At 69.1% G+C, this 19083-nt stretch carries 15 protein-coding genes; 9 read left to right on the top strand and 6 right to left on the bottom strand.

Going from position 1 to position 19083, the window contains the following annotated elements; genetic code table 11:
• Positions 1-57: 57 nt before the first annotated feature.
• Together BJ987_RS34950 and BJ987_RS34955 are read right to left on the bottom strand one after the other, a co-directional pair.
• On the bottom strand, positions 58-2730 hold the full coding sequence (locus BJ987_RS34950) for a valine--tRNA ligase (RefSeq protein ID WP_209897299.1): 2673 nt from the start codon (positions 2728-2730) through the stop codon (positions 58-60).
• A 170-nt stretch (positions 2731-2900) separates the two neighbouring features.
• Entirely contained in the window at positions 2901-3839 is a 939-nt protein-coding gene (locus BJ987_RS34955; protein ID WP_209897300.1) for an NAD(P)/FAD-dependent oxidoreductase, read from the bottom strand.
• Between the two features lie 173 nt (positions 3840-4012).
• Between BJ987_RS34955 and BJ987_RS34960 the strand changes: the two genes are divergently transcribed.
• Positions 4013-4606, top strand: coding sequence for a helix-turn-helix domain-containing protein (locus BJ987_RS34960; RefSeq protein WP_209897301.1), 594 nt, complete (start codon positions 4013-4015; stop codon positions 4604-4606).
• 129 nt (positions 4607-4735) lie between these two features.
• Entirely contained in the window at positions 4736-5446 is a 711-nt protein-coding gene (locus BJ987_RS34965; protein WP_307869849.1) for an AAA family ATPase, read from the top strand.
• Positions 5447-5461: 15 nt separating this feature from the next.
• Here BJ987_RS34965 and BJ987_RS34970 read toward each other — a convergent pair whose 3' ends face one another.
• Both BJ987_RS34970 and BJ987_RS34975 read right to left on the bottom strand, forming a co-directional pair.
• Positions 5462-6412, bottom strand: a complete 951-nt coding sequence (locus BJ987_RS34970) for a YegS/Rv2252/BmrU family lipid kinase (protein ID WP_209897302.1) — start codon at positions 6410-6412, stop codon at positions 5462-5464.
• A complete protein-coding gene (locus tag BJ987_RS34975) occupies positions 6412-7986 on the bottom strand; it encodes an FAD-binding oxidoreductase (RefSeq protein WP_245367802.1) in 1575 nt (524 codons plus the stop codon). The genes BJ987_RS34970 and BJ987_RS34975 overlap by 1 nt, the downstream gene beginning before the upstream one ends.
• A gap of 120 nt (positions 7987-8106) precedes the next feature.
• Here BJ987_RS34975 and BJ987_RS34980 point away from each other — a divergent pair, with 120 nt between their 5' ends.
• Together BJ987_RS34980 and BJ987_RS34985 are read left to right on the top strand one after the other, a co-directional pair.
• On the top strand, positions 8107-8712 hold the full coding sequence (locus BJ987_RS34980) for a TetR/AcrR family transcriptional regulator (RefSeq protein ID WP_209897304.1): 606 nt from the start codon (positions 8107-8109) through the stop codon (positions 8710-8712).
• A 31-nt stretch (positions 8713-8743) separates the two neighbouring features.
• Positions 8744-10294 (top strand): glycerol-3-phosphate dehydrogenase/oxidase, encoded by a 1551-nt coding sequence (locus BJ987_RS34985; protein WP_209897305.1) that lies wholly within the window; start codon positions 8744-8746, stop codon positions 10292-10294.
• A 44-nt stretch (positions 10295-10338) separates the two neighbouring features.
• Here the strand turns inward: BJ987_RS34985 and BJ987_RS34990 are convergent, their stop codons facing one another.
• Entirely contained in the window at positions 10339-10866 is a 528-nt protein-coding gene (locus tag BJ987_RS34990) for a GNAT family N-acetyltransferase (RefSeq protein ID WP_245366272.1), read from the bottom strand.
• 19 nt (positions 10867-10885) lie between these two features.
• Positions 10886-11551: a TetR/AcrR family transcriptional regulator gene (locus tag BJ987_RS34995; RefSeq protein ID WP_209897306.1), complete on the bottom strand. Its 666-nt coding sequence runs from the start codon at positions 11549-11551 to the stop codon at positions 10886-10888.
• 129 nt (positions 11552-11680) lie between these two features.
• Between BJ987_RS34995 and BJ987_RS35000 the strand changes: the two genes are divergently transcribed.
• The 5 genes from BJ987_RS35000 (at position 11681) to fdhD (ending at position 19044) form a co-directional block, all read left to right on the top strand.
• Positions 11681-13102 carry an MFS transporter gene (locus tag BJ987_RS35000; RefSeq protein WP_209897307.1) on the top strand — a complete coding sequence of 474 codons (1422 nt, stop codon included), beginning with the start codon at positions 11681-11683 and terminating at the stop codon, positions 13100-13102.
• 23 nt (positions 13103-13125) lie between these two features.
• Positions 13126-13962 carry an NAD(P)H-binding protein gene (locus BJ987_RS35005; protein ID WP_209897308.1) on the top strand — a complete coding sequence of 279 codons (837 nt, stop codon included), beginning with the start codon at positions 13126-13128 and terminating at the stop codon, positions 13960-13962.
• Between the two features lie 246 nt (positions 13963-14208).
• The gene (locus BJ987_RS38165) at positions 14209-15792 is read left to right on the top strand and encodes an FHA domain-containing protein (RefSeq protein WP_209897309.1); all 1584 of its coding nucleotides are present in this window, start codon (positions 14209-14211) and stop codon (positions 15790-15792) included.
• 47 nt (positions 15793-15839) lie between these two features.
• Positions 15840-18149, top strand: a complete 2310-nt coding sequence (locus BJ987_RS35015) for an FdhF/YdeP family oxidoreductase (protein ID WP_209897310.1) — start codon at positions 15840-15842, stop codon at positions 18147-18149.
• 73 nt (positions 18150-18222) lie between these two features.
• A complete protein-coding gene (fdhD, locus tag BJ987_RS35020) occupies positions 18223-19044 on the top strand; it encodes a formate dehydrogenase accessory sulfurtransferase FdhD (protein ID WP_209897311.1) in 822 nt (273 codons plus the stop codon).
• Positions 19045-19083 lie beyond the last annotated feature (39 nt).

The following is a 19083-nucleotide window of genomic DNA, read 5'->3' on the forward strand; positions in this document are numbered from 1 at the left end:
CGAACTGGCGCTCCGGTTCGGGATTGTCACCGTCGTAGTCGATATCCTCGCCGTCGGTCACTTGCCCTCCAGTTCGGTCAGTCGGGCCTTGATCCGGTCCACTTCGGCGGCGGCGACATCGCGGCGGCCCTTGATCTTGTCGACGACGTTCTCCGGGGCCTTGGCCAGGAAGGCCTCGTTGCCGAGTTTGGCGGTGGTCTGGGCCAGCTCCTTCTCGGCGGCGGCGAGGTCCTTCGCCAAGCGGCGGCGTTCGGCGTCGAGATCGATGGAACCGGAGGTGTCCAGTTCGACGGTCACCGTGCCGGTGCTGAGGCGGATCTCCAGCGAGGCGGTGGCCGAGAAGTCCGCGCCCGGTTCGGTGAGGCGGGCCAGGTTCGCCACCGACGCCTCCTGCGCGGCGAGGTCCGCGTCGTTCAGACCGAGCAGTTTCGCGGCGACCTTCTGCTTGTCGGCCAGGCCCTGATCGCTGCGGAAGCGGCGGATCTCGGTGATCAGACGCTGGGTGTCGGCGATGCGGCGATCGGACACCGGGTCGGCGGGCACCCCGGACACCGTGGGCCAGGCCGAGATCACGATGGACTCGCCGCCGGTCAGCGCCTGCCACAGCGATTCGGTGACGAACGGGATCGCCGGATGCAGCAGGCGCAGCAGCGAATCCAGCACGTTGCCCAGCACCACGCGGGTGGCGGCGGCACGCTCCTCGGACTCGGTGAACTGGACCTTGGCCAATTCCAGGTACCAGTCGCACATTTCGTCCCAGGCGAAGTGGTACAGGCCCTCGAACGCCTTGTTGAACTCGTAGCGGTCCAACGTCGAATCCGTCTCCGCGACAACCTCGTCCAGACGGTCGAGGATCCAGCGGTCGGCGTCGGTGAGGGTCTCCCGCGCGGGCAGTTCACCCGGCTCGGCGCCGTTCATCAGCGCGAACTTGGTGGCGTTGAACAGCTTGGTGACGAAGCTTCGCGAGGCCGTCACGTGCGGAGTGCCGACGGAGAGGTCACCGCCCGGCTGCGCGCCGCGGGCGAGGGTGAAGCGCGTCGCGTCCGCGCCGTATTCGGTGATCCAGTCCAGCGGGTCGATGCCGTTGCCGCGCGACTTGGACATCTTCTTGCCGAACTGGTCGCGAATCAGGCCGTGCAGGAACACATCCCGGAACGGCACCTGCTTGTCCGTCTTGCCCGCGGTGAGCACCGCGTCGTCGGAGACGTACATGCCGAACATCATCATCCGCGCCACCCAGAAGAACAGGATGTCGTAGCCGGTGACGAGCACACTGGTGGGATAGAACTTCCGCAGCTCCGGAGTAGCTTCGGGCCAGCCCATGGTGGAGAACGGCCACAGGCCCGAGGAGAACCAGGTGTCGAGCACATCGTGGTCCTGCACGAAGCCTTCCGGCGCTTGCTCGTCCGGGCCGACGCAGACGACCTCGCCTTCCGGGCCGTACCAGATCGGGATGCGGTGACCCCACCACAGCTGGCGCGAGATGCACCAGTCGTGCATGTTGTCGACCCACTCGAACCAGCGCGGTTCCTGGCTGGCGGGATGGATCCGCACGTCGCCGTTGCGCACCGCGTCACCGGCGGCCTTGGCCAGCGATTCGACCTTCACCCACCACTGCATGGACAGGCGCGGCTCGATCGGTTCGCCGGAGCGTTCGGAGTGGCCGACGCTGTGCACGTATGGATGCTTGCGCGCGACCACCCGCCCTTCGGATTCCAGGCGCATACGAATCTTCTCGCGCGCCTCGAACCGGTCCATGCCGTCGAATTCGGTCCCGCTACCGGCGATTTTGCCGGTCTCGTCCATGATCGTCGGCATCGGGAGGTTGTGGCGCAGGCCGAGTTCGAAGTCGTTCGGGTCGTGCGCGGGGGTGATCTTCACCGCGCCGGAACCGAATTCGGGGTCGACGTAGTCGTCGGCGACGATCGGGATCTGGCGACCGGTGATCGGGTGGTACAACGTGGTGCCGATGAGCGACTTGTAGCGCTCGTCGTCGGGATGCACGGCCACCGCGGTGTCACCGAGCATGGTCTCGACCCGGGTGGTGGCGACGATCACGTGCGGCTCGTCGTCGTCGAGCGAGCCGTACCGGAGCGAGACGAGTTCGCCCTCGACGTCCTTGTAGTCGACCTCGAGATCGGAGATACCGGTCTTCAGCACCGGCGACCAGTTCACCAGACGTTCGGCGCGGTAGATCAGGCCCGCGTCGTAGAGGCGCTTGAACATGGTCTGCACCGCGCGCGAGAGGCCTTCGTCCATGGTGAACCGGTCGCGGCTCCAGTCCACGCCGTCACCCAGGTGGCGCATCTGCCCCTGGATCTGTCCGCCGGATTCGCGCTTCCAGTCCCAGACCTTGTCGATGAACAGTTCGCGGCCGAAGTCTTCCTTGGTCTTGCCGTCGACGGCGAGCTGCTTCTCGACCACCGTCTGGGTCGCGATGCCCGCGTGGTCCATGCCCGGCAGCCACAGCACCTCGTAGCCCTGCATACGCTTGCGGCGCGAGAGGGTGTCCATCAGCGTGTGGTCCAGAGCGTGGCCCATGTGCAGGCTGCCGGTGACGTTCGGCGGCGGCAGCACGATGGAGTACGGCGGCTTGCCGCTGGCCGGGTTGGCGGCGAAATATCCGGCGGCTACCCAGCGCTCGTACATCCCGCTCTCTACCTGGCTGGGGTCCCAGCTCTTGGGCAGGGCGTCGGCACGATTCGGCTTATCAGAGGCTGCGCTGGTCACCCAGGCATTCTAGTGGTCGGCACGCGGGCGTATTGCCGCGCCCGCCCCTGGCACATTCCGCGGACATACAGAAGGCGAAGTCTTCGGTGGATGAGGGACACCGAAGACTTCGCCTACGACACTGAGCTTACCGGCGATCCGAGGCCCGGCCCCGAATCCATAAGTAATTCTCAGACTCTCGCGTCGACCAGGATTCGGGTGTCCTCCTCGACCAGATCGCCGTTGAGCATCCCGGCCGCGGCCGACCCCGCGCCCGCGGCGACGATCACCTGGGCACTCGGGTCGACCACATTGCCCGCCGCCGAGACGCCGGGCACACTGGTCCGCCCGAACCGGTCGGTGATCACCCAGCCGTTCTCGTCGAAGTCACAGCCGAGTTCCCGCAGCAGCGTGGCGTTGGGCACGAAGGCCGGCGTGACGAAGATCGCGGCCCGCGGGATCGCCCGCCCGTCGGCCAGTTCGACACCGCGCAGCTCGCCGTCCACGACCAGGCGGGACACTTCGCCCTCGACGACGCGCACGCCGCGGGCGTCGAGCCGGGCGCGGTCCTGCTCCGACAGTTCCAAGCCGTTGGCGAACAGGATCACATCGGCCGACCACTGCGGCACCAGCAGGGCGACGTGCACGGCCCGAGCCCGAGCGCCGGGATCCGTACCGCCGAGAACCGCGATCGGCTGGTCGCGGACCTCGTAACCGTGGCAATACGGGCAGTGCAGCACATCCAGACCCCACCGCTCGCGGACCCCGGGCACCTGCGGCAATTCGTCGCGCAGTCCGGTGGCGATGAGCACACGGCGGGCCCGCAGGGTCCGGCCACTCGCCAGCTCCACGGTGAAACCACCTGTGACCGTGTCCTTTTCGGCTCCGATCACCTCGTCATCGATGAGTTCTCCACCATATCCGGCCACCTCGTCAGCTCCGGTGCGCAGCAGTTCGGCAGGCGGCATACCGTCCCGGGACAGGAAGCCGTGCATGTGCTCGGCGGGCGCGTTGCGCGGCGGCCCGCCTCGCACCACCGCTACCCGCCGCCTGGACCTCGTCAGCACCAGAGCCGCCGACAGTCCGGCCGCACCGCCACCCACGATCACCACGTCATATGTTTCGTTCATTCGACGATCACCTCCGCGACCCAGGCTGCCGCCGAAATGCGGTCCCGGCAACAATCGTTGCTGTTTCCGGGAAATCCGAGGATCGGCCGCCGCGCGCTGCCGCCGTCGACCGGTCGTCCCGATAACGGCAACGAAGGTTGCCGCAATCGGAACGAAGGTGTGCACTGGAGGGTATGCAGAATCAGCCAGGTGTCGCAGGGACCCTTGCCGGGATCGGGCCCCGGCTCAAGGCGCTGCGCACCCACCGTGACATCACGCTGACCGCGTTGGCCGAGACCACCGGGATCTCCAAGAGCACACTGTCGCGGTTGGAATCGGGACAGCGCAAGGCGAGCCTGGAGTTGCTGCTGCCGGTGGCGATGGCGTTGCAGGTGCCGCTGGACGAACTGGTGGCGGCGCCGAAGATCGCCGACCCGCGCGTGCACCCGACCGTTCGCAAGGTCAACGGCACCACCGTGCTGCCCCTGACCAAGCAGCCGGGTCCACTACAGGCCTACAAGATGATCATTCCGCCGGATCGATGCGAACCGGATCCGCGAGTACACGACGGCCACGAGTGGCTCTATGTGCTCTCGGGGCGGTTGCGGTTGATCCTGGCCGAGCACGATCTGATCCTGGGGCCCGGCGAGACCGCGGAATTCGATACCCGCCAACCACATTGGTTCGGCAGCACGGGGCAGGGTCCCGTGGAGATCCTCAGCTTGTTCGGCAGTCAGGGTGAACGCATGCATGTGCGGGCGCGCCCGAAGGGCAAAACGCAGTCGTGACGCCGTCCACATCGATCGACTGAACCGGCTGGTCGGACCGTTATTCGGGCACGGCTCAGGGCAAATCCGGTGCGAATTCAGGGTTTTCCCGGTTGCCGAACCGTGGCGGACTGGTGAACGCTAGGAGGGGTGAACCCCCCGCTCGACGCCCTCCCGGTGCACTCCCCGGAGCCGCACTTCCCCGATCCTGGATACCGAACCACGTCCGTGCACGCTGTGGCGCCGGACGCGATCCATGATCTGCGCGGCGCCGCGATCGACGAGTTGCGTTACCCCACCGCTTCCGCGCTGATCTTCGCCGGCGTTCCCGGAGCGGGCAAGAGCACGGCGTTGCGGATGTTCTTCGGTGCGACAGCCGACCTCGAGACACCCCCCCGGGGCCCGGCCGGTTCCATCGTGCTCGATTCGCAGCACACGCGGAATCGGTTGCGGCACAAGCTCGGCTGGCTGCCCTACCCGCTGTGGCGGCCGGTGGTGCACGTCGCGCACTACGCGGGCATCCGGGCCGCACTGCGGGACGCGCGCGGACCGGTGGTGATCCACGACTGCGCCACCTTCGGCTGGGCGCGCCGGATGATCGCGCGCTGGTCGGTGCGCTACGGCCGGGAACTGCACCTGGTCATGCTCGACGTGCCCCCGACGGTGGCGCGGGCCGGTCAGTACGCGCGCGGACGGCGGGTCAACGGGTTCTTCTTCACGCTGCACTGCCGCCGCTGGGAGCGCATGATGCGCCGCCTGGCCGCCGACGAACCCCGGCCCCCGGTGCGTTCCTCGTCGGTAGTGCTCGCCGACCGCGCGATGGTCAACCGGATGCACCGGGTGGTTTTCGACGCGGCCTAGCACTCCGCGGCCGAATCAGGGAACCAGCACGGTGAGGGCGTCCGGGACCGCGCGCAGGGTGATGGGAAGCGTGCCCGCCGGCTCCCCGTCGGCGGTGGCCGGGGCGTCCGCCGCGGTCACAGTGATTGCCGTGACACGGTATTGAGTGACCGCCGGGTGATCGATCCGTTTGCCCGCCGACAATGCCGGAAGCAGTTTGAGCATCTCCCGCCGCGGCACCGCGCCGACGACGGTGACGTCGAGCAAGCCGTCGTCGGGTTCGGCGTCGGGGCAGATCAGCATGCCGCCGCCATAGGTGCGGGTGTTGCCGATGGCGACCATGACCGCGTCGGTGTCCAGCACGGTGTCGCCGTCCGGATTGTCGAGGACGCCGGGCGCGACGCCGGACAGCTCGATCCGGTAGGGCACCGAGAGCCCGCCGGCCAGTTCGGCCAGCGCGGCGAAGGTGTAGCGCAGCGGACCCTTCGGCCAGCGCATATCGTTGGCGCGCAAGGTCACTCGGGCGTCGAAACCGGTGCCGGTGATGGTCGCGAACCACATCGGCGCGGCGCCGGGCGCTTCGATGCGCCCCAGGTCCAGGACTCTGGTCTTACCCGCGACCGCCACGTCGGCGGCGGCCGCCGGGTCGTCGGTGGGCACGCCCAGCGCGCGGGCCAGATCGTTGCCGGTGCCGCTGGGCACCAAACCGAGCGGAACCCCGGTCAGTGCCACGGCTTGCAGCATCACGTTCATCAAACCGTCGCCGCCGACGCAGATGACGGCATCCGGCCGGGCATCCGGGGCGCCGAGCGAATCGCGCACCAGGCGAACGGATTCCGCCGCCGAGGGGGCGCGGATCTCGGTGACCTCGACGCCACGTTCAGCGAGACGGGCGATGGCGGCGGTCGCGACGTCGTGCCCTTTGCCCAGCCCGGAGAGCCGGTTGGTGACGACGAGGGCCGAAGACAGGGGTGACGCCGATGTCATCAGATCAGTTTTCCAGGATTGAGGATGCCGGCGGGATCCAATTCCTTTTTCACGGCCCGCAATACGCGCACCCCGAGTTCGCCGACCTCGCCCGGAATCCATTGCCGATGGTCGGTCCCGACCGCGTGATGGTGCGTAATGGTGCCGCCGGCAGCCATGATCGCGTCGCCCGCAGCCTGTTTCGCGATGCTCCACTGCGCGAGCGGGTCGCTGAGTTGCTTGGCGACCACGGTGAAGTACAGCGACGCACCGGTCGGGTAGGTGTGCGAAATGTGGCACATGACCAGGGCGGGGGTGCCCTGCGCGGAAAGCGAATCCGTCAGCGCCGCAGTGACTTTCGCTTTGAGTGCGGCCAGGTTGGACCAGGCGGTCGCGGTTTCCAGGGTTTCGCACAGGACCCCGGCGTCCAGTAGGGCGTCACGCATGTACGGGGCTTTGAAGCGGCCGTGCTCCCATTCCTGCGCGGGCTTCGCGCCCAGCGCGGTCCCGCCCGCGGCGGTGAGCACGGCGTGCGCCTCGGCCGAACGCGCGACGACGTGCGCCTCGGCCCCTTCGAAAGTAGTGACGGCCAGGCAGCCGGTGACCGCGTCGCCGCCGATATCGCCGGAGCGTGCCAGGTTCAGGCCGGTCTCGGCCTCGTCGGACAACCGCAGCACCGTCGGCGCGGCGCCCGCCTGCACCACAGCGCGCAGCGCGGCGGCGCCGGTCGCGAAGTCGGGGAACGACCAGGCCTGGTAGGCAACGGTTTCCGGTTTCGGATGCACCCGCAGGGTGACCTCGGTGATCACGCCGAGCGCGCCCTCCGAGCCGACGAACAGTTCGCGCAGGTCCGGGCCCGCCGCCGAGGCCGGGGCGCGGCCGAGTTCCAGTGTCCCCATGGGCGTGGCCACTTTCAGCCGCTGAACCATGTCGTCGAAGCGGCCGTAGCCGGCCGAGGCCTGCCCGGAGGATCGGGTGGCAGCGAAACCGCCGATGCTGGCGAATTCGAAACTCTGCGGGAAGTGTCCGAGCGAAAGCCCTTGCGCGCCGAGCAATTCCTCCGCCTGCGGACCGGTGAGCCCGGCGCCGAGGGTAGCGGTGCCGCTGACCGGATCGACGTCTCGCACCCATGCCAGTCGTCGCAGGTCGAGCGCGATGAGGGTGGCGAAGCGCCCGCGCACCGGGTCGACGCCGCCGACCACGCTGGTGCCGCCGCCGAACGGCACGACGGCGATCTCGTGGGTGGCGCAGTACTCGAGCACCGCCAGCACCTGCTCGTGGTCGGCCGGGAAAACCACCGCGTCCGGAGCGTCCTGCGGGCCATCGGCCCGGCGCCGCAGCAGATCGGGGGTGCTCTTGCCGCCCGCGCGCAGCAGGCGATCGTGATGGTCGACCGACACATCGGCCGCGCCGACCACCGCGACCAGCCCGTCCCGCTGCGCCGGCGTCAACGCCGACTCGCGGAGGGGCACGTCGCCCTCATCGCGGCGCGCCACCGGGTCGCCGGACACTCCGAACACCTGCGCCAGCAGGCCCCGGATCTGTGCCGAAAGTGGCTGCTGTCCGGCCGGAATACCCCAGGCGTCCCACACCATACTCGCCGCCTCCGGCGCGTCGCCCGGGTTTGCGAGGGGTTGGGACTGCGCCTCGGCGCGCTGCGTATCGACCATGCGTTACAGTTTGACATAGAGTGTCAAGCAGTAACGAGGAGACGTATGTCTGAGCACGACACCGAACCCGAGCTGTCCCCGATAGACCTCGCGATCTTCGACGCGGCCCGCGCCTGCGTCGAGGAATTCGGCGTCCGGCGCACCACCCTGACCGAGGTGGCGCGCCGTGCCGGAGTCAGCCGCCCGACCGTCTATCGCCGCTGGCCCGACACCGGGGCACTGGTCGCCGAGTTGCTGGTGCGTGAACTCCGCACCGTTCTCGCCTCCGCCATGCCCAGCGCGGGCACCGGCCGCGCCCGACTGGTGCGGGGCATCGTCACCGGGGCCGCGCGGATCCGCTCGAATCCGCTGTTCGGCAAGATCTTCCGCACCGACACCGACCTCATGCTCACCTACGTCTTCGGCCGCCTCGGCCGCAACCAGCGCACCCTCATCACCCTCTTCGCCGCCGGGATCCGCGCCGGGCAGCACGACGGCTCCATCCGCGCCGGCGACCCCGAGCACCTCGCGACCATGCTGCTGCTGATTTCGCAGTCCGCCGTGCAATCCGCCGGCACCGTGGCACAACTTCTCGCCGGCCCGGCCCTCGACACCGAACTGGGCCACGCCATAGACGGATACCTCCGGCCCACCGAACCGACGCACTCCTGACGCCGCCACCCATCCTCCGAAAGGCACTGTGATGACAACGAATTCGGGTACGGCGCGAGATTCGGCCCTCAATGCCGTGCGGCGGGCACGAGAGCTGCGGGAGCTCGGCGACGCGGGCGAGATCGACCTGCTGGTGATCGGGGGCGGTGTCACCGGGGCCGGGGCCGCGTTGGACGCGGCATCGCGCGGGCTGCGCACCGTGCTGGTGGAGCGACATGACCTGGCGTTCGGGACCAGCCGGTGGAGTTCGAAGCTGGTGCACGGCGGGCTGCGGTATCTGGCGAGCGGGCAGGTCGGGATCGCGCACGAAAGTGCGGTCGAGCGCGGCATTCTGCTCCGGACGACAGCTCCACATCTGGTCCGGCCGCTGCCGCAGGTGGTGCCGCTGCTCCCGCAGATCGGCGCAGCGCACCGGACGTTGATCCGGGCCGGCTTCGTGGCCGGAGACGCGTTGCGGCGCGGGGCCGGAACCCCGCCCGCGCTGCTACCGCGCTCGCGCCGGATCGCCGCCGCCGAAACACTGCGCCTCGCGCCGACCGTACGCCGCGAAGGATTGCGCGGCGGCCTGCAGGCATGGGACGGACAGCTCGTCGACGACGCCCGCCTGGTGGTCGCGCTGGCCCGGACCGCGGCGGCGCAGGGCGCGACCGTACTCACCCGGGTGGAAGCCCTTGCCGTGACCGGCGATTCGGCCACCCTGCGGGACACGCTCACCGGCGAGACGTTCCCGGTCCGGGCGCGCGCCGTGCTCAATGCGACCGGTGTGTGGGCCGATCAGGTCGATCCGAGTATCGAATTGCGGCCGAGCCGCGGCACCCATCTGGTGTTCGATGCCGCGTCCTTCGACGGACTCACCGCCTCGCTGACCGTACCTGTCCCGGGTTCCACCAGCCGTTTCGTCTTCGCGTTTCCCGCCGCCCACGGTCGCGTCTACCTCGGCCTCACCGACGAGGACGCCCCCGGCCCGGTCCCCGACGAACCCGAGCCCACCGAGACGGAGATCGACTTCCTCCTCGACACCATCAGTACCGCACTGCGAGAACCGCTGACCCGAGCCGACATTCGCGGCTGCTACGCGGGCCTGCGCCCCCTGTTGAAGACCGGCGACGGCAGCACCGCCGACATCTCCCGCCGGCATGCGGTCCTGCGCTCCCCCAACGGCGTCATCACCGTCGTCGGCGGCAAACTGACGACCTACCGTCAGATGGCCGAGGACGCCGTCGACGCGGCACTCACCGCCGGAAATCTCACCGCCGCGCCGTGCCGTACCAAACGACTTCCGTTGGTAGGCGCGGTATCCGGCGCGGCCCGCGACCGCATCGCGGCCCCGCGAATCCTGGTCGAGCGCTATGGCAGCGAGGCCCCGGCGGTACTCGCCGCCGCCGAACAGCACCCCGCCTTACTCGACCAGGTCGCCCCCGGAATGGACGTCACCGCAGCGGAATTCGCGTTCGGTGTCACGCACGAGGGCGCGCTCGTCGCCGACGATCTCCTGGATCGCCGCACCCGCATCGGATTGGTCCGCGAAGACCGCGCCGCCGCCCTTCCCGCCGCCACGGCCTGCATCACCACCATCAGCTGAGGCGACCCATCGCGGCGGGCGCTCCCGCACCGCGATGCACGGCGTCAGCCGAAACGCCAGTCCGCCAATTCCGCGCGCATGCAGGCGCGGGGCCAGCGGTCGAGACCGTGGGCGGATTCCGCGGCACGGAGTTCGCGGAGACCCGGCGTCTCCTCGGCCGGTGTGAGGTAACGGAAACCGAGGCGTTCGTAGTACGGGCCGTTCCATGGAACCTCGGTGAAGGTGGTGAGCGTAATGGCTTGCAGGCCCGCTGTTTTCGACCATCGCACCGCGTGGTCGATCAGGCTCTTGCCGATGCGCAGGCCCGCGTGTTCGGGGTCGACCGACACCTGGTCGATGTGGGCGTTGCCGTCGACGAGGGCCAGCACCAGGTAACCGACCGGGTCGTCCGCGTCATCGGGGTGGACCCAGGCGCGGCCCGCCTGCCGGAATTCCCGCAGCGTCGACAGGGCCGGTGGCTCGTCGTCGGCGACCGCCTGCATTCCTATGTCCGCGAACGGTTTTCCGGCGGCCCGTTCGATGTCCTGCAGTACCGGCAGATCGGCCTCGGTCGCCTGCCTTATCTTTCGCATCACCGATCCTGGCACGAATTCATTCGGCCGGTGTGGCGAGTATTCCGTTGACGAGAACCCGCAGCGCCCAAGCTTCACGGGCGTCGCCACCGTAGAGCATGTGCGCACGCAGGCCCACGATCATCGGGTATCGATCCGCCGGTAGCTCGTCGAATTTTCGCTGGGCGGCGGCGATAGTGGCTTCCGGGGTACCGCCTTTGACGTTGTAGGCGTTCTGTTCGGCGGCTTGCGCGGTGATGTACAGGTACAGCAGGTCGACGGCCCAGGAGTTGGTACGCGAGTCCAGGCCCCCTTCGTCGAGCAGTGTCAGCATGCGCTCGATCAACGCGAGGGCGTTCGGACTGGTCGGGATCGCGCCCAGGGCGACCAGCGCGAGGCCTTCGTGCTTGCTCATGGCGGCCACCGCCGACTCGATCAACGCCTCCAGCCGTTCCCGCCAGGTGCCGCCGGCCGGTTCGGGCACGGTGCCGAGCACATGGTCGAGCATGGCGGCCATCAGGTCGTCGCGGTTGGCGACGTAGACGTACAGCGAGGCCGCGCCGGTATCGAGGTCTTGGGCTACGCGGCGCATGGTGAGCGCCGCGAGTCCTTCACGATCGAGGATGCGGAGCCCGGTTTCGACGATGACATCCCGGCTGAGCGGCGCTTTCGCCGGGCGGGCGCGACGACTGACGGGTGCACTCATGGCAGCGAGCATACGCGGCGACGAACGACGTTTGACACGAACATCGTTCGTTCTTTACGGTTCGTGCAACGAACGGCGTTCGTAACGAGCGTCGTTCGATCGGCTTTCCCTTCTCGAAAGAGGCAAATCATGACCACCCTCGCGCAGTCACCACCGGCGCCGAAATCGCAGGTCACCGCCCGCATGTGGGCGATGCTGGCCGTCGTGCTCGTGGCCGATGTCCTGGACCTGCTCGACTCGACCATCACCACTATCGCGGCGCCCACCATCGCCAGGGACCTCGACGGCGGACAGTCGCTGATCCAGTGGCTCGGCGCCGGCTACGCCCTGTCGCTGGGCGTCCTGCTCGTGGTCGGCGGCCGGCTCGGCGACCGCTTCGGCAAACGCCGCATGTTCCTGATCGGCCTGGCCGGTTTCACCCTGGCCTCGGCGGCCTGCGGTCTGGCCTTCGGCCCGGTGTCACTGATCGCCTCGCGCCTGATCCAGGGCGCGTTCGGCGCGCTCCTGATTCCGCAGGGCTTCGGCATCGTGACCAGGGTGTTCCCCCGCGACCAGATCGGCAAGGCCTTCGCCGTCTTCGGCCCGGCCCTCGGCCTGGCCGGGGTATGCGGCCCGATCCTGGCCGCTTTCCTGGTGGACGCCGATCTGTTCGGCCTCGGCTGGCGCGCCATGTTCCTGATCAATATCGCGCTCGGCGGTGCGGCACTGGTCGCCGCCTACAAGTTGCTGCCCGCCGACGACGGCGACCACACCGTCGCCATCGACGCGCTCGGTTCGGCACTGCTCGCCGTCGCCATGTTCGGCGTGCTGTTCGGCCTCATTTACGGCTCCGAACAGGGCTGGACCGCAGCGCCTTTCGGGTTCCTGGCGCTCGGCGCGGGCGCCTTCGGCCTCTTCGCTCGCCGGCAGACGACCGCGACCGCCCCGCTGCTCGAGCCCACCCTGCTGCGGAACCGCGGCTTCACCTCCGGCCTGATCCTCGGCTTCGCGATCTTCGCCGCCGTGTCCGGTCTGCTCTATGTGCTGTCGCTGTTCATGCAGCGCGGACTCGGCTACGGCCCCACCCGGGCCGCGCTCGGTCTCGCTCCGCTCGCGGTCGGTATCGTCGTCGCCTCCATCGCGTCGCACCAGTTGCTGCCGAAGCTCGGCCGCACCCTCATCCTGGGCGGGCTGCTCAGCACGCTGTCCGGCGTCGGCCTGCTGCTTGCTCTCGTACTCGCCGCCGGGACCGCGGTCGCCCCTGTGGCCATGGCCGGGGCGATCCTGCTACTCGGCGTGGGCATGGGTACCTGCTTCGGCACCATCTTCGTGGTCACCATCGGCGATCTCGATCCCGCCGAAACCGGGAGCGGCAGCGGCTCTTTGGCGGCCGTGCAGCAGCTCGCGAACGCGGTCGGCGCGGCCGCTGTCACCACCGTCTACTTCCACACCGCCGGCTCCGGCCAGGCGCACGCACTCACCGTCAGCCTGGTCGCGGTCGCGGCCATCACCCTGCTCGGCTGCGGGCTGGTGCGCCTGCTACCCCGCCGCGCCGCCATGCAAGCCCACTGATCCCTTCTCTCCCAGGAGTTCTCATGATTCTCGTAACCGGCGGCCGCGGTTCGGTCGCCGCCGGCCTACTCGCTCTGCTGCGTGCTGACGGTCATGCCGTCCGCGTCGGTTCGGCGCGCCCCGGCGAACTCCCGGCCGACGTGGCCGCCGTCGCCTGCGATCTGCAGGACCCGCGCACCTTTGCCACCGCTCTGCACGACGTCAGCTCGGTCTTCCTCTACGCCGAAGCCGCGCATATCGCCGAATTCGTCACCGTCGCAGCCGAATCCGGGGTAGATCACATCGTGCTGCTGTCGTCCTCGTCCACGCTCGACCCCGATGCCGCCACCAACCCGGTCGCGAAATCGCACCTCGACGCCGAACTCGGCCTCGCCGACGCTCCGATGAACGTCACCGTGCTGCGCCCCGGCGCCTTCGCGGGCAACGCCCGTGGTTGGGCCTGGGCGATCCGCGCGGGCCGTCCGGTCCGCCTCCCCTACCCCGGCGCCTACGCCGACCCGATCCACGAACTCGACCTCGCCACCGTCGCGCACGCCCTGCTCACCCGGCCGGACCATCGCGGCCACCCGCACACCCTGACCGGCCCGCAAACCCTCACCTTCACCGAACAGCTGGAACTGATCGGCGAGATCATCGATCATCGGATCGACATCGAGCAGGTACCACCGGAGGTTTGGCGCGCAGAGGTCGCCGACTACATCCCCGCCACCTACGCGGACGGCCTCCTCGACTACTGGGCCCGCTGCGACGGCGTGCCCAGCCCCCTTTCCGATGCCGTCGAGACGATCACGGGCCGGCCCGCCCGCTCGTTCGGCCAGTGGGTGCACGAGCATCGCGATGTGTTCGATCCGGGCGCATGATCCTCATCACCGCAGGCAGTGACCGAGGCGGCCGCGCCTGCCCACGACCGCAGCACCGAATCCGCACCACACGGCGCGGGCCCGCACCAGTTCGGGTCCGCGCGCGTGGTTTCCGCGACCCGGATCGGGCGGCTTCCGACGCCCTATGCTGGACGCCGGTATGAGCGAGCGTGGCCACCGAATCCGCCGTTCATACCGCGGCCGCGCGTCAGCGAGCCGCAAGCGGGTGCTCGGAAGGAGGCGCGGGTGGTCAAGAACCCGTCGACCGTTGGGATCGCGCCGGGCGAGGGTCTCATCGCACGTTTCGGCGAGGTCGTCATCTACCTGGGCGGCGAAACCGCCGCTACCGATCGCATTCTCGGCGCGATCGAGGCTGTCGCCGGCGGCGACCACCCCGGGGCGGCGATTGTGCAGCGGCTGGCCGCCGTGATCTTCGTCGGCGGTTCGGAGCCGCCGCCGTTCGGACTGGTCGCGCCGACCTCCGACGGCACTGTCATCCTGCTGCGCGGGCCGCTGATCGCCGAAATCCAAGGCGCGGAAGGAACTCGGCGGCTATCCGGGGCCCGCGCCTTCACCTGGGTCGACGAGATCGTGCGGGAACCGGTGCGCCGGATCAGCGTCAGCGGCAATATCGAGATGCCGGTGCACCCGCGCTCGAACCTGCGCGACGGGATCGTGCCGGGCGGTGGTTTCGAACTACGGGTCGGACTCCGGCGGGGCGGGAAACGCCCGGCCCAGCGACCCACGGCGAAACCACAGACCGACGAGCCCGCACAGACCATGCCGGCGGGTTTCGACGCGCTCGACGAGCCGACCGTGCCGGACCGTTCGGACGAGCGCGCAGCCACCACCGGCCCCAACCGCACAGCGGCCTCGGGTTCGGGTCGCTCCCCTGCCACGCCCAACCGCACGGAAACCTCCGGCCGCTCCTCCGCCACATCGAACCGCACGGAAACTTCAGGTCCGGGCCGCTCCTCCAACCCGACGGAAGTCTCGGGCCCCGGTCGCTCTGCCGCACCCAGCCGCACGGAAACCTCGGAGTCGGGCCGCTCTCCCGCCCCACCTCACCACACAGAGACCTCCGATCCGGGCCGCTCTCCCGCCCCACCTCACCGCACGGAAACCTCCGGGCCCGGTCGCTCTCCTGCCGCAATGAACCGCACGGAAACGCACGCGCCGGGAACTCCTTCTGCCGCGCCACCCACCCGGGCCGAAACATCCGGCCCCGGCCGCTCGCCCCTTTCACCCGCGGGCGGTAAGCCCGCGCACCCCCGTCGCGTCCCCGATCCCGAGGGTCCCACGGCCAAGGCGCAGGGCGGCCGGGCCGAACCGGCCGGCACCGAGGCGATGCCGCAGGCCTGGTCGCAGGTCCCGGATTCGGATCCTATTGTGCTACAGAAGGATCCAACTCCGGAGCTGCCGCGTCCACCGGCTACTCCACCCGCCGCTCGCGGGCCGCACACCGGCGCGCTCGTCTTCGAGGACACCGCCTTTCCACTGGATCGCGCCTATGTCATCGGCCGCAGCCCCGCGGCCGACGACTCGGTCCGCTCGGCCGCGGCCGCGCCACTGCAGGTCCCACGCGACCGGCATGTCTCCCGAGTGCACGCCTATGTCACCCCGGAACGCGGCAAGGTCTTCGTGCGCGACGCCTCGACTCCCGCGGGCACCTTCATCGCCGCGCCGGGCGCCGAGAAGTGGACGCGCATCGGTACCTCGGCAACCGAGCTTCCGCCCGGCTGGAGCATCCGCATCGGCGAGCGGGTGGTGACCTACCGGCCTGGTGAACGCCGCTCCGCGGTACCGAAGATCTTGCAGAAACGGCGCTGACCGGGGGTTGCTGGCGAATCGCCAGCGGAGAGAGGACAATACCGACCATGCACCGCAGCAGTCCCAGACAGGACATCGACGAGTCGGCTCTCAGCGTGACCCCGCCGAAGCAGCAGGCGGCCGGCCTCACCGCCGTGGCCGTCTCACTGAAGCGGTCGGTCGAGGAGATGGGCGTCGTGCGCACGGCCCGCACGCTGGCTCGCGTCAATCAGGTGCACGGATTCGACTGTCCCGGCTGCGCGTGGCCCGAGCCGACCGGCCATCGCCGCCCGGCGGAGTTCTGCGAGAACGGCGCGAAGGCGGTCGCGGAGGAAGCGACGCTGCGCACGGTCACCCCGGACTTCTTCGCCACGCATTCGGTCGACGAACTGGAGAGCAAGTCGGGGTACTGGCTGGGACAGCAGGGCCGGCTCACCCACCCGATGGTGCTGCGGCCCGGCGCCACCCACTACGCGCCCATCGCCTGGGACGAGGCCTACCGCCTCATCGCGGATGAGTTGCGCGCCTTGGCATCTCCGGACGAGGCGGTGTTCTACACCTCGGGGCGCACCGCCAACGAGACGGCGTTCCTCTACCAGCTGCTGGTCCGCAGTTTCGGCACCAACAACCTGCCCGACTGCTCTAACATGTGCCACGAATCCTCGGGTTCGGCGTTGATCAGCTCCATCGGCATCGGCAAGGGCTCGGTGTCCATCGATGATTTCGGCAAGGCCGATCTGATCATCGTGGCGGGCCAGAATCCGGGCACCAATCATCCACGCATGCTCAGCGCGCTCGCCGGCGCGAAAGCCAACGGCGCCAAGGTGATCGCGGTCAACCCGCTGCCGGAGTCCGGCCTGCTGAGCTTCCGGGATCCACAGACCGTCAAGGGTTTGACCGGTGGTGTCGACCTCGCCGACGATTTCCTGCAAATCCGGCTCGGTGGCGATATGGCTCTGTTCCAGGGCTTGGGGCGGCTGCTGTTCGAGGCCGAGGATCGCGCGCCCGGCACCGTGGTCGATCGCGCGTTCGTCGACGCGCACTGCGCCGGTTTCCACGCCTACGAAAACCACGCCCGCGCGGTGGATCTCGACACCGTGCTGCGGGCCACCGGACTCACGCGCGCCGATCTCGACCGCACCGCGGCCCTGTTCGCGCGCTCGGAGCGAATCATCATCTGCTGGGCGATGGGCCTGACCCAGCAGGCGCACGGCGTCGCCACCATCGAGGAAGCCACGAATCTGCTGCTACTACGCGGCATGATCGGCAAGCCGGGCGCGGGCGTCTGCCCCGTGCGCGGCCACTCGAATGTCCAGGGTGACCGGACCATGGGCATCTGGGAGAAGATGCCGGACGCCTTCCTCGATGCCCTGGACCGCGAATTCGGCATCACCAGCCCGCGCGCGCACGGCTTCGACACCGTCAACGCCATCCGGGCCATGCGCGAGGGCCGGGCGAAGGTGTTCTTCGGCATGGGCGGCAATTTCGTCTCCGCCACCCCCGACACCGAGGTCACCGAGGCCGCGCTGCGCGGCTGCGGCCTGACCGTGCACGTCTCGACCAAGCTGAATCGCAGCCACGTGGTGCACGGCCGCACCGCGCTCATCCTGCCGACCCTCGGCCGCACCGACGCCGACATCCGTGACGGTGTGAAACAGCAGGTCTCCGTGGAGGATTCGATGTCCATGGTGCATTTATCCACCGGCCGATTACCTCCGGTCAGTGCACACCTGCGCAGTGAGGTCGGCATCGTCTGCGAGCTCGCGCTCGAGCTGTTCGGGCCGGATCATCCGGTGCCCTGGGACCGCTATCGCCGCGACTACGACAAGATCCGCGACGCCATCGCCCGCGTCGTTCCCGGGTGCGCCGATTACAACCGCCGGGTCCGCGAACGCAACGGCTTCGTCCTGCCGCATCCGCCGCGCGATACCCGCGAATTCCGCACGACCACCGGCAAAGCCAATTTCGCGGTGAACCAGCTGCATTGGCTCTCGGTGCCGCCGGGCAAGCTGATCCTGCAGACGCTGCGCAGCCACGACCAGTACAACACCACCATCTACGGCCTCGACGACCGCTACCGCGGCGTGCACGGCGGCCGCCGCGTGGTACTCCTGCACCGCGACGACATCACCGAATTCGGTTTCGCGGACGGCGATCTGGTGGATGTGATCTCGGAATGGAAAGACGGCTCCGAGCGCCGCGTCACCGCCTTCCGCCTCGTCGCCTATCCCACCCCGCGCGGCAACGCCGCCGCCTACTACCCCGAAACCAACCCCCTGATCCCCCTCGATCACGTTGCCGCCCGGTCGAATACACCCGTCTCCAAGGCCGTCACCATCCGTCTGGAGCCGCACGTGCACGTCGGCGCGCAGTCGTGAGGGAGCAACGCGAGCGAACCAGCGACACAGCGCGGCGGCGTACGACGGAGCCGAGTGGCAGCGAGGCGCAGTCGTGAGCAGAGTGACCGCCCGCAGGCCTACACTGCGTGTCACCGCAACCGGCGAGGTCAAACGTCCCGACACCCTCGCTGTCGAGGAGCCGCTCGAAATACGGCTCGGCGGACAGTCTTTGACGGTGACCATGCGTACGCCGGGCAGCGATATCGACCTGGTGCACGGTTTCCTGTTGAGCGAGAACATCATCGCTACCGCGGACGACATCGTCAGCGCACGCTACTGCGCGGGGACCGACGAGAACGGCCGGAACACCTACAACGTTCTCGATGTCCACCTGCGTTCCCCTGTCCCGGTGCGCCCCCGCGCTTTTCTCACCACCGGTGCCTGCGGGCTCTGCGGCAAAACGGCGCTCGACGAGGTCCGGGCACGCACGAGGTATCCGATCCCGGCCGACGGAGGCACCGTCGGCATCGCCGCCCTCACGGCCATGCCGGAGTCCCTGCGGGCGCGGCAGGCGGTGTTCGACGCGACCGGCGGCCTGCATGCGGCCGGGCTGTTCACCCCGGACGGCACCTTGCTGGCCGTCCGGGAGGACATCGGCCGGCACAACGCCGTCGACAAGGTGCTCGGCTGGGCGCTGCGCGAAAACCGCGTTCCCGCACACGATCTCATTTTGATCGTCAGTGGTCGCGCTTCGTTCGAACTGGTGCAGAAGGCTGTTCAGGCCGGCGTTCCGATGCTCGGCGCCGTTTCCGCCCCCAGCTCACTGGCGGTCGACCTGGCCGCCGACTCCGGTCTGACCCTGGTCGGATTCTTGCGCGGTGCGACTATGAACATCTACACCGGGGCGCACCGCATCACTGGGATCCAGCAGTAGCCTTTCCCGGATTGTTGCCGGTACCTGTGTCGCGGGTTT

The organism is Nocardia goodfellowii (genome assembly GCF_017875645.1).
Classification (GTDB): Bacteria; Actinomycetota; Actinomycetes; order Mycobacteriales; family Mycobacteriaceae; genus Nocardia; species Nocardia goodfellowii.

Bases quoted from the DNA above. Each gene is read 5' to 3' on its own strand.
- BJ987_RS34955 (WP_209897300.1), bottom strand. From the start codon at position 3,839: ATGAACGAAACATATGACGTGGTGATCGTGGGTGGCGGTGCGGCCGGA.
- BJ987_RS34960 (WP_209897301.1), top strand. From the start codon at position 4,013: ATGCAGAATCAGCCAGGTGTCGCAGGGACCCTTGCCGGGATCGGGCCC.
- BJ987_RS34970 (WP_209897302.1), bottom strand. From the start codon at position 6,412: ATGACATCGGCGTCACCCCTGTCTTCGGCCCTCGTCGTCACCAACCGG.
- BJ987_RS34975 (WP_245367802.1), bottom strand. From the start codon at position 7,986: ATGGTGTGGGACGCCTGGGGTATTCCGGCCGGACAGCAGCCACTTTCG.
- BJ987_RS34980 (WP_209897304.1), top strand. From the start codon at position 8,107: ATGTCTGAGCACGACACCGAACCCGAGCTGTCCCCGATAGACCTCGCG.
- BJ987_RS34985 (WP_209897305.1), top strand. From the start codon at position 8,744: ATGACAACGAATTCGGGTACGGCGCGAGATTCGGCCCTCAATGCCGTG.
- BJ987_RS34990 (WP_245366272.1), bottom strand. From the start codon at position 10,866: ATGCGAAAGATAAGGCAGGCGACCGAGGCCGATCTGCCGGTACTGCAG.
- BJ987_RS34995 (WP_209897306.1), bottom strand. From the start codon at position 11,551: ATGAGTGCACCCGTCAGTCGTCGCGCCCGCCCGGCGAAAGCGCCGCTC.
- BJ987_RS35000 (WP_209897307.1), top strand. From the start codon at position 11,681: ATGACCACCCTCGCGCAGTCACCACCGGCGCCGAAATCGCAGGTCACC.
- BJ987_RS35005 (WP_209897308.1), top strand. From the start codon at position 13,126: ATGATTCTCGTAACCGGCGGCCGCGGTTCGGTCGCCGCCGGCCTACTC.
- BJ987_RS35015 (WP_209897310.1), top strand. From the start codon at position 15,840: ATGCACCGCAGCAGTCCCAGACAGGACATCGACGAGTCGGCTCTCAGC.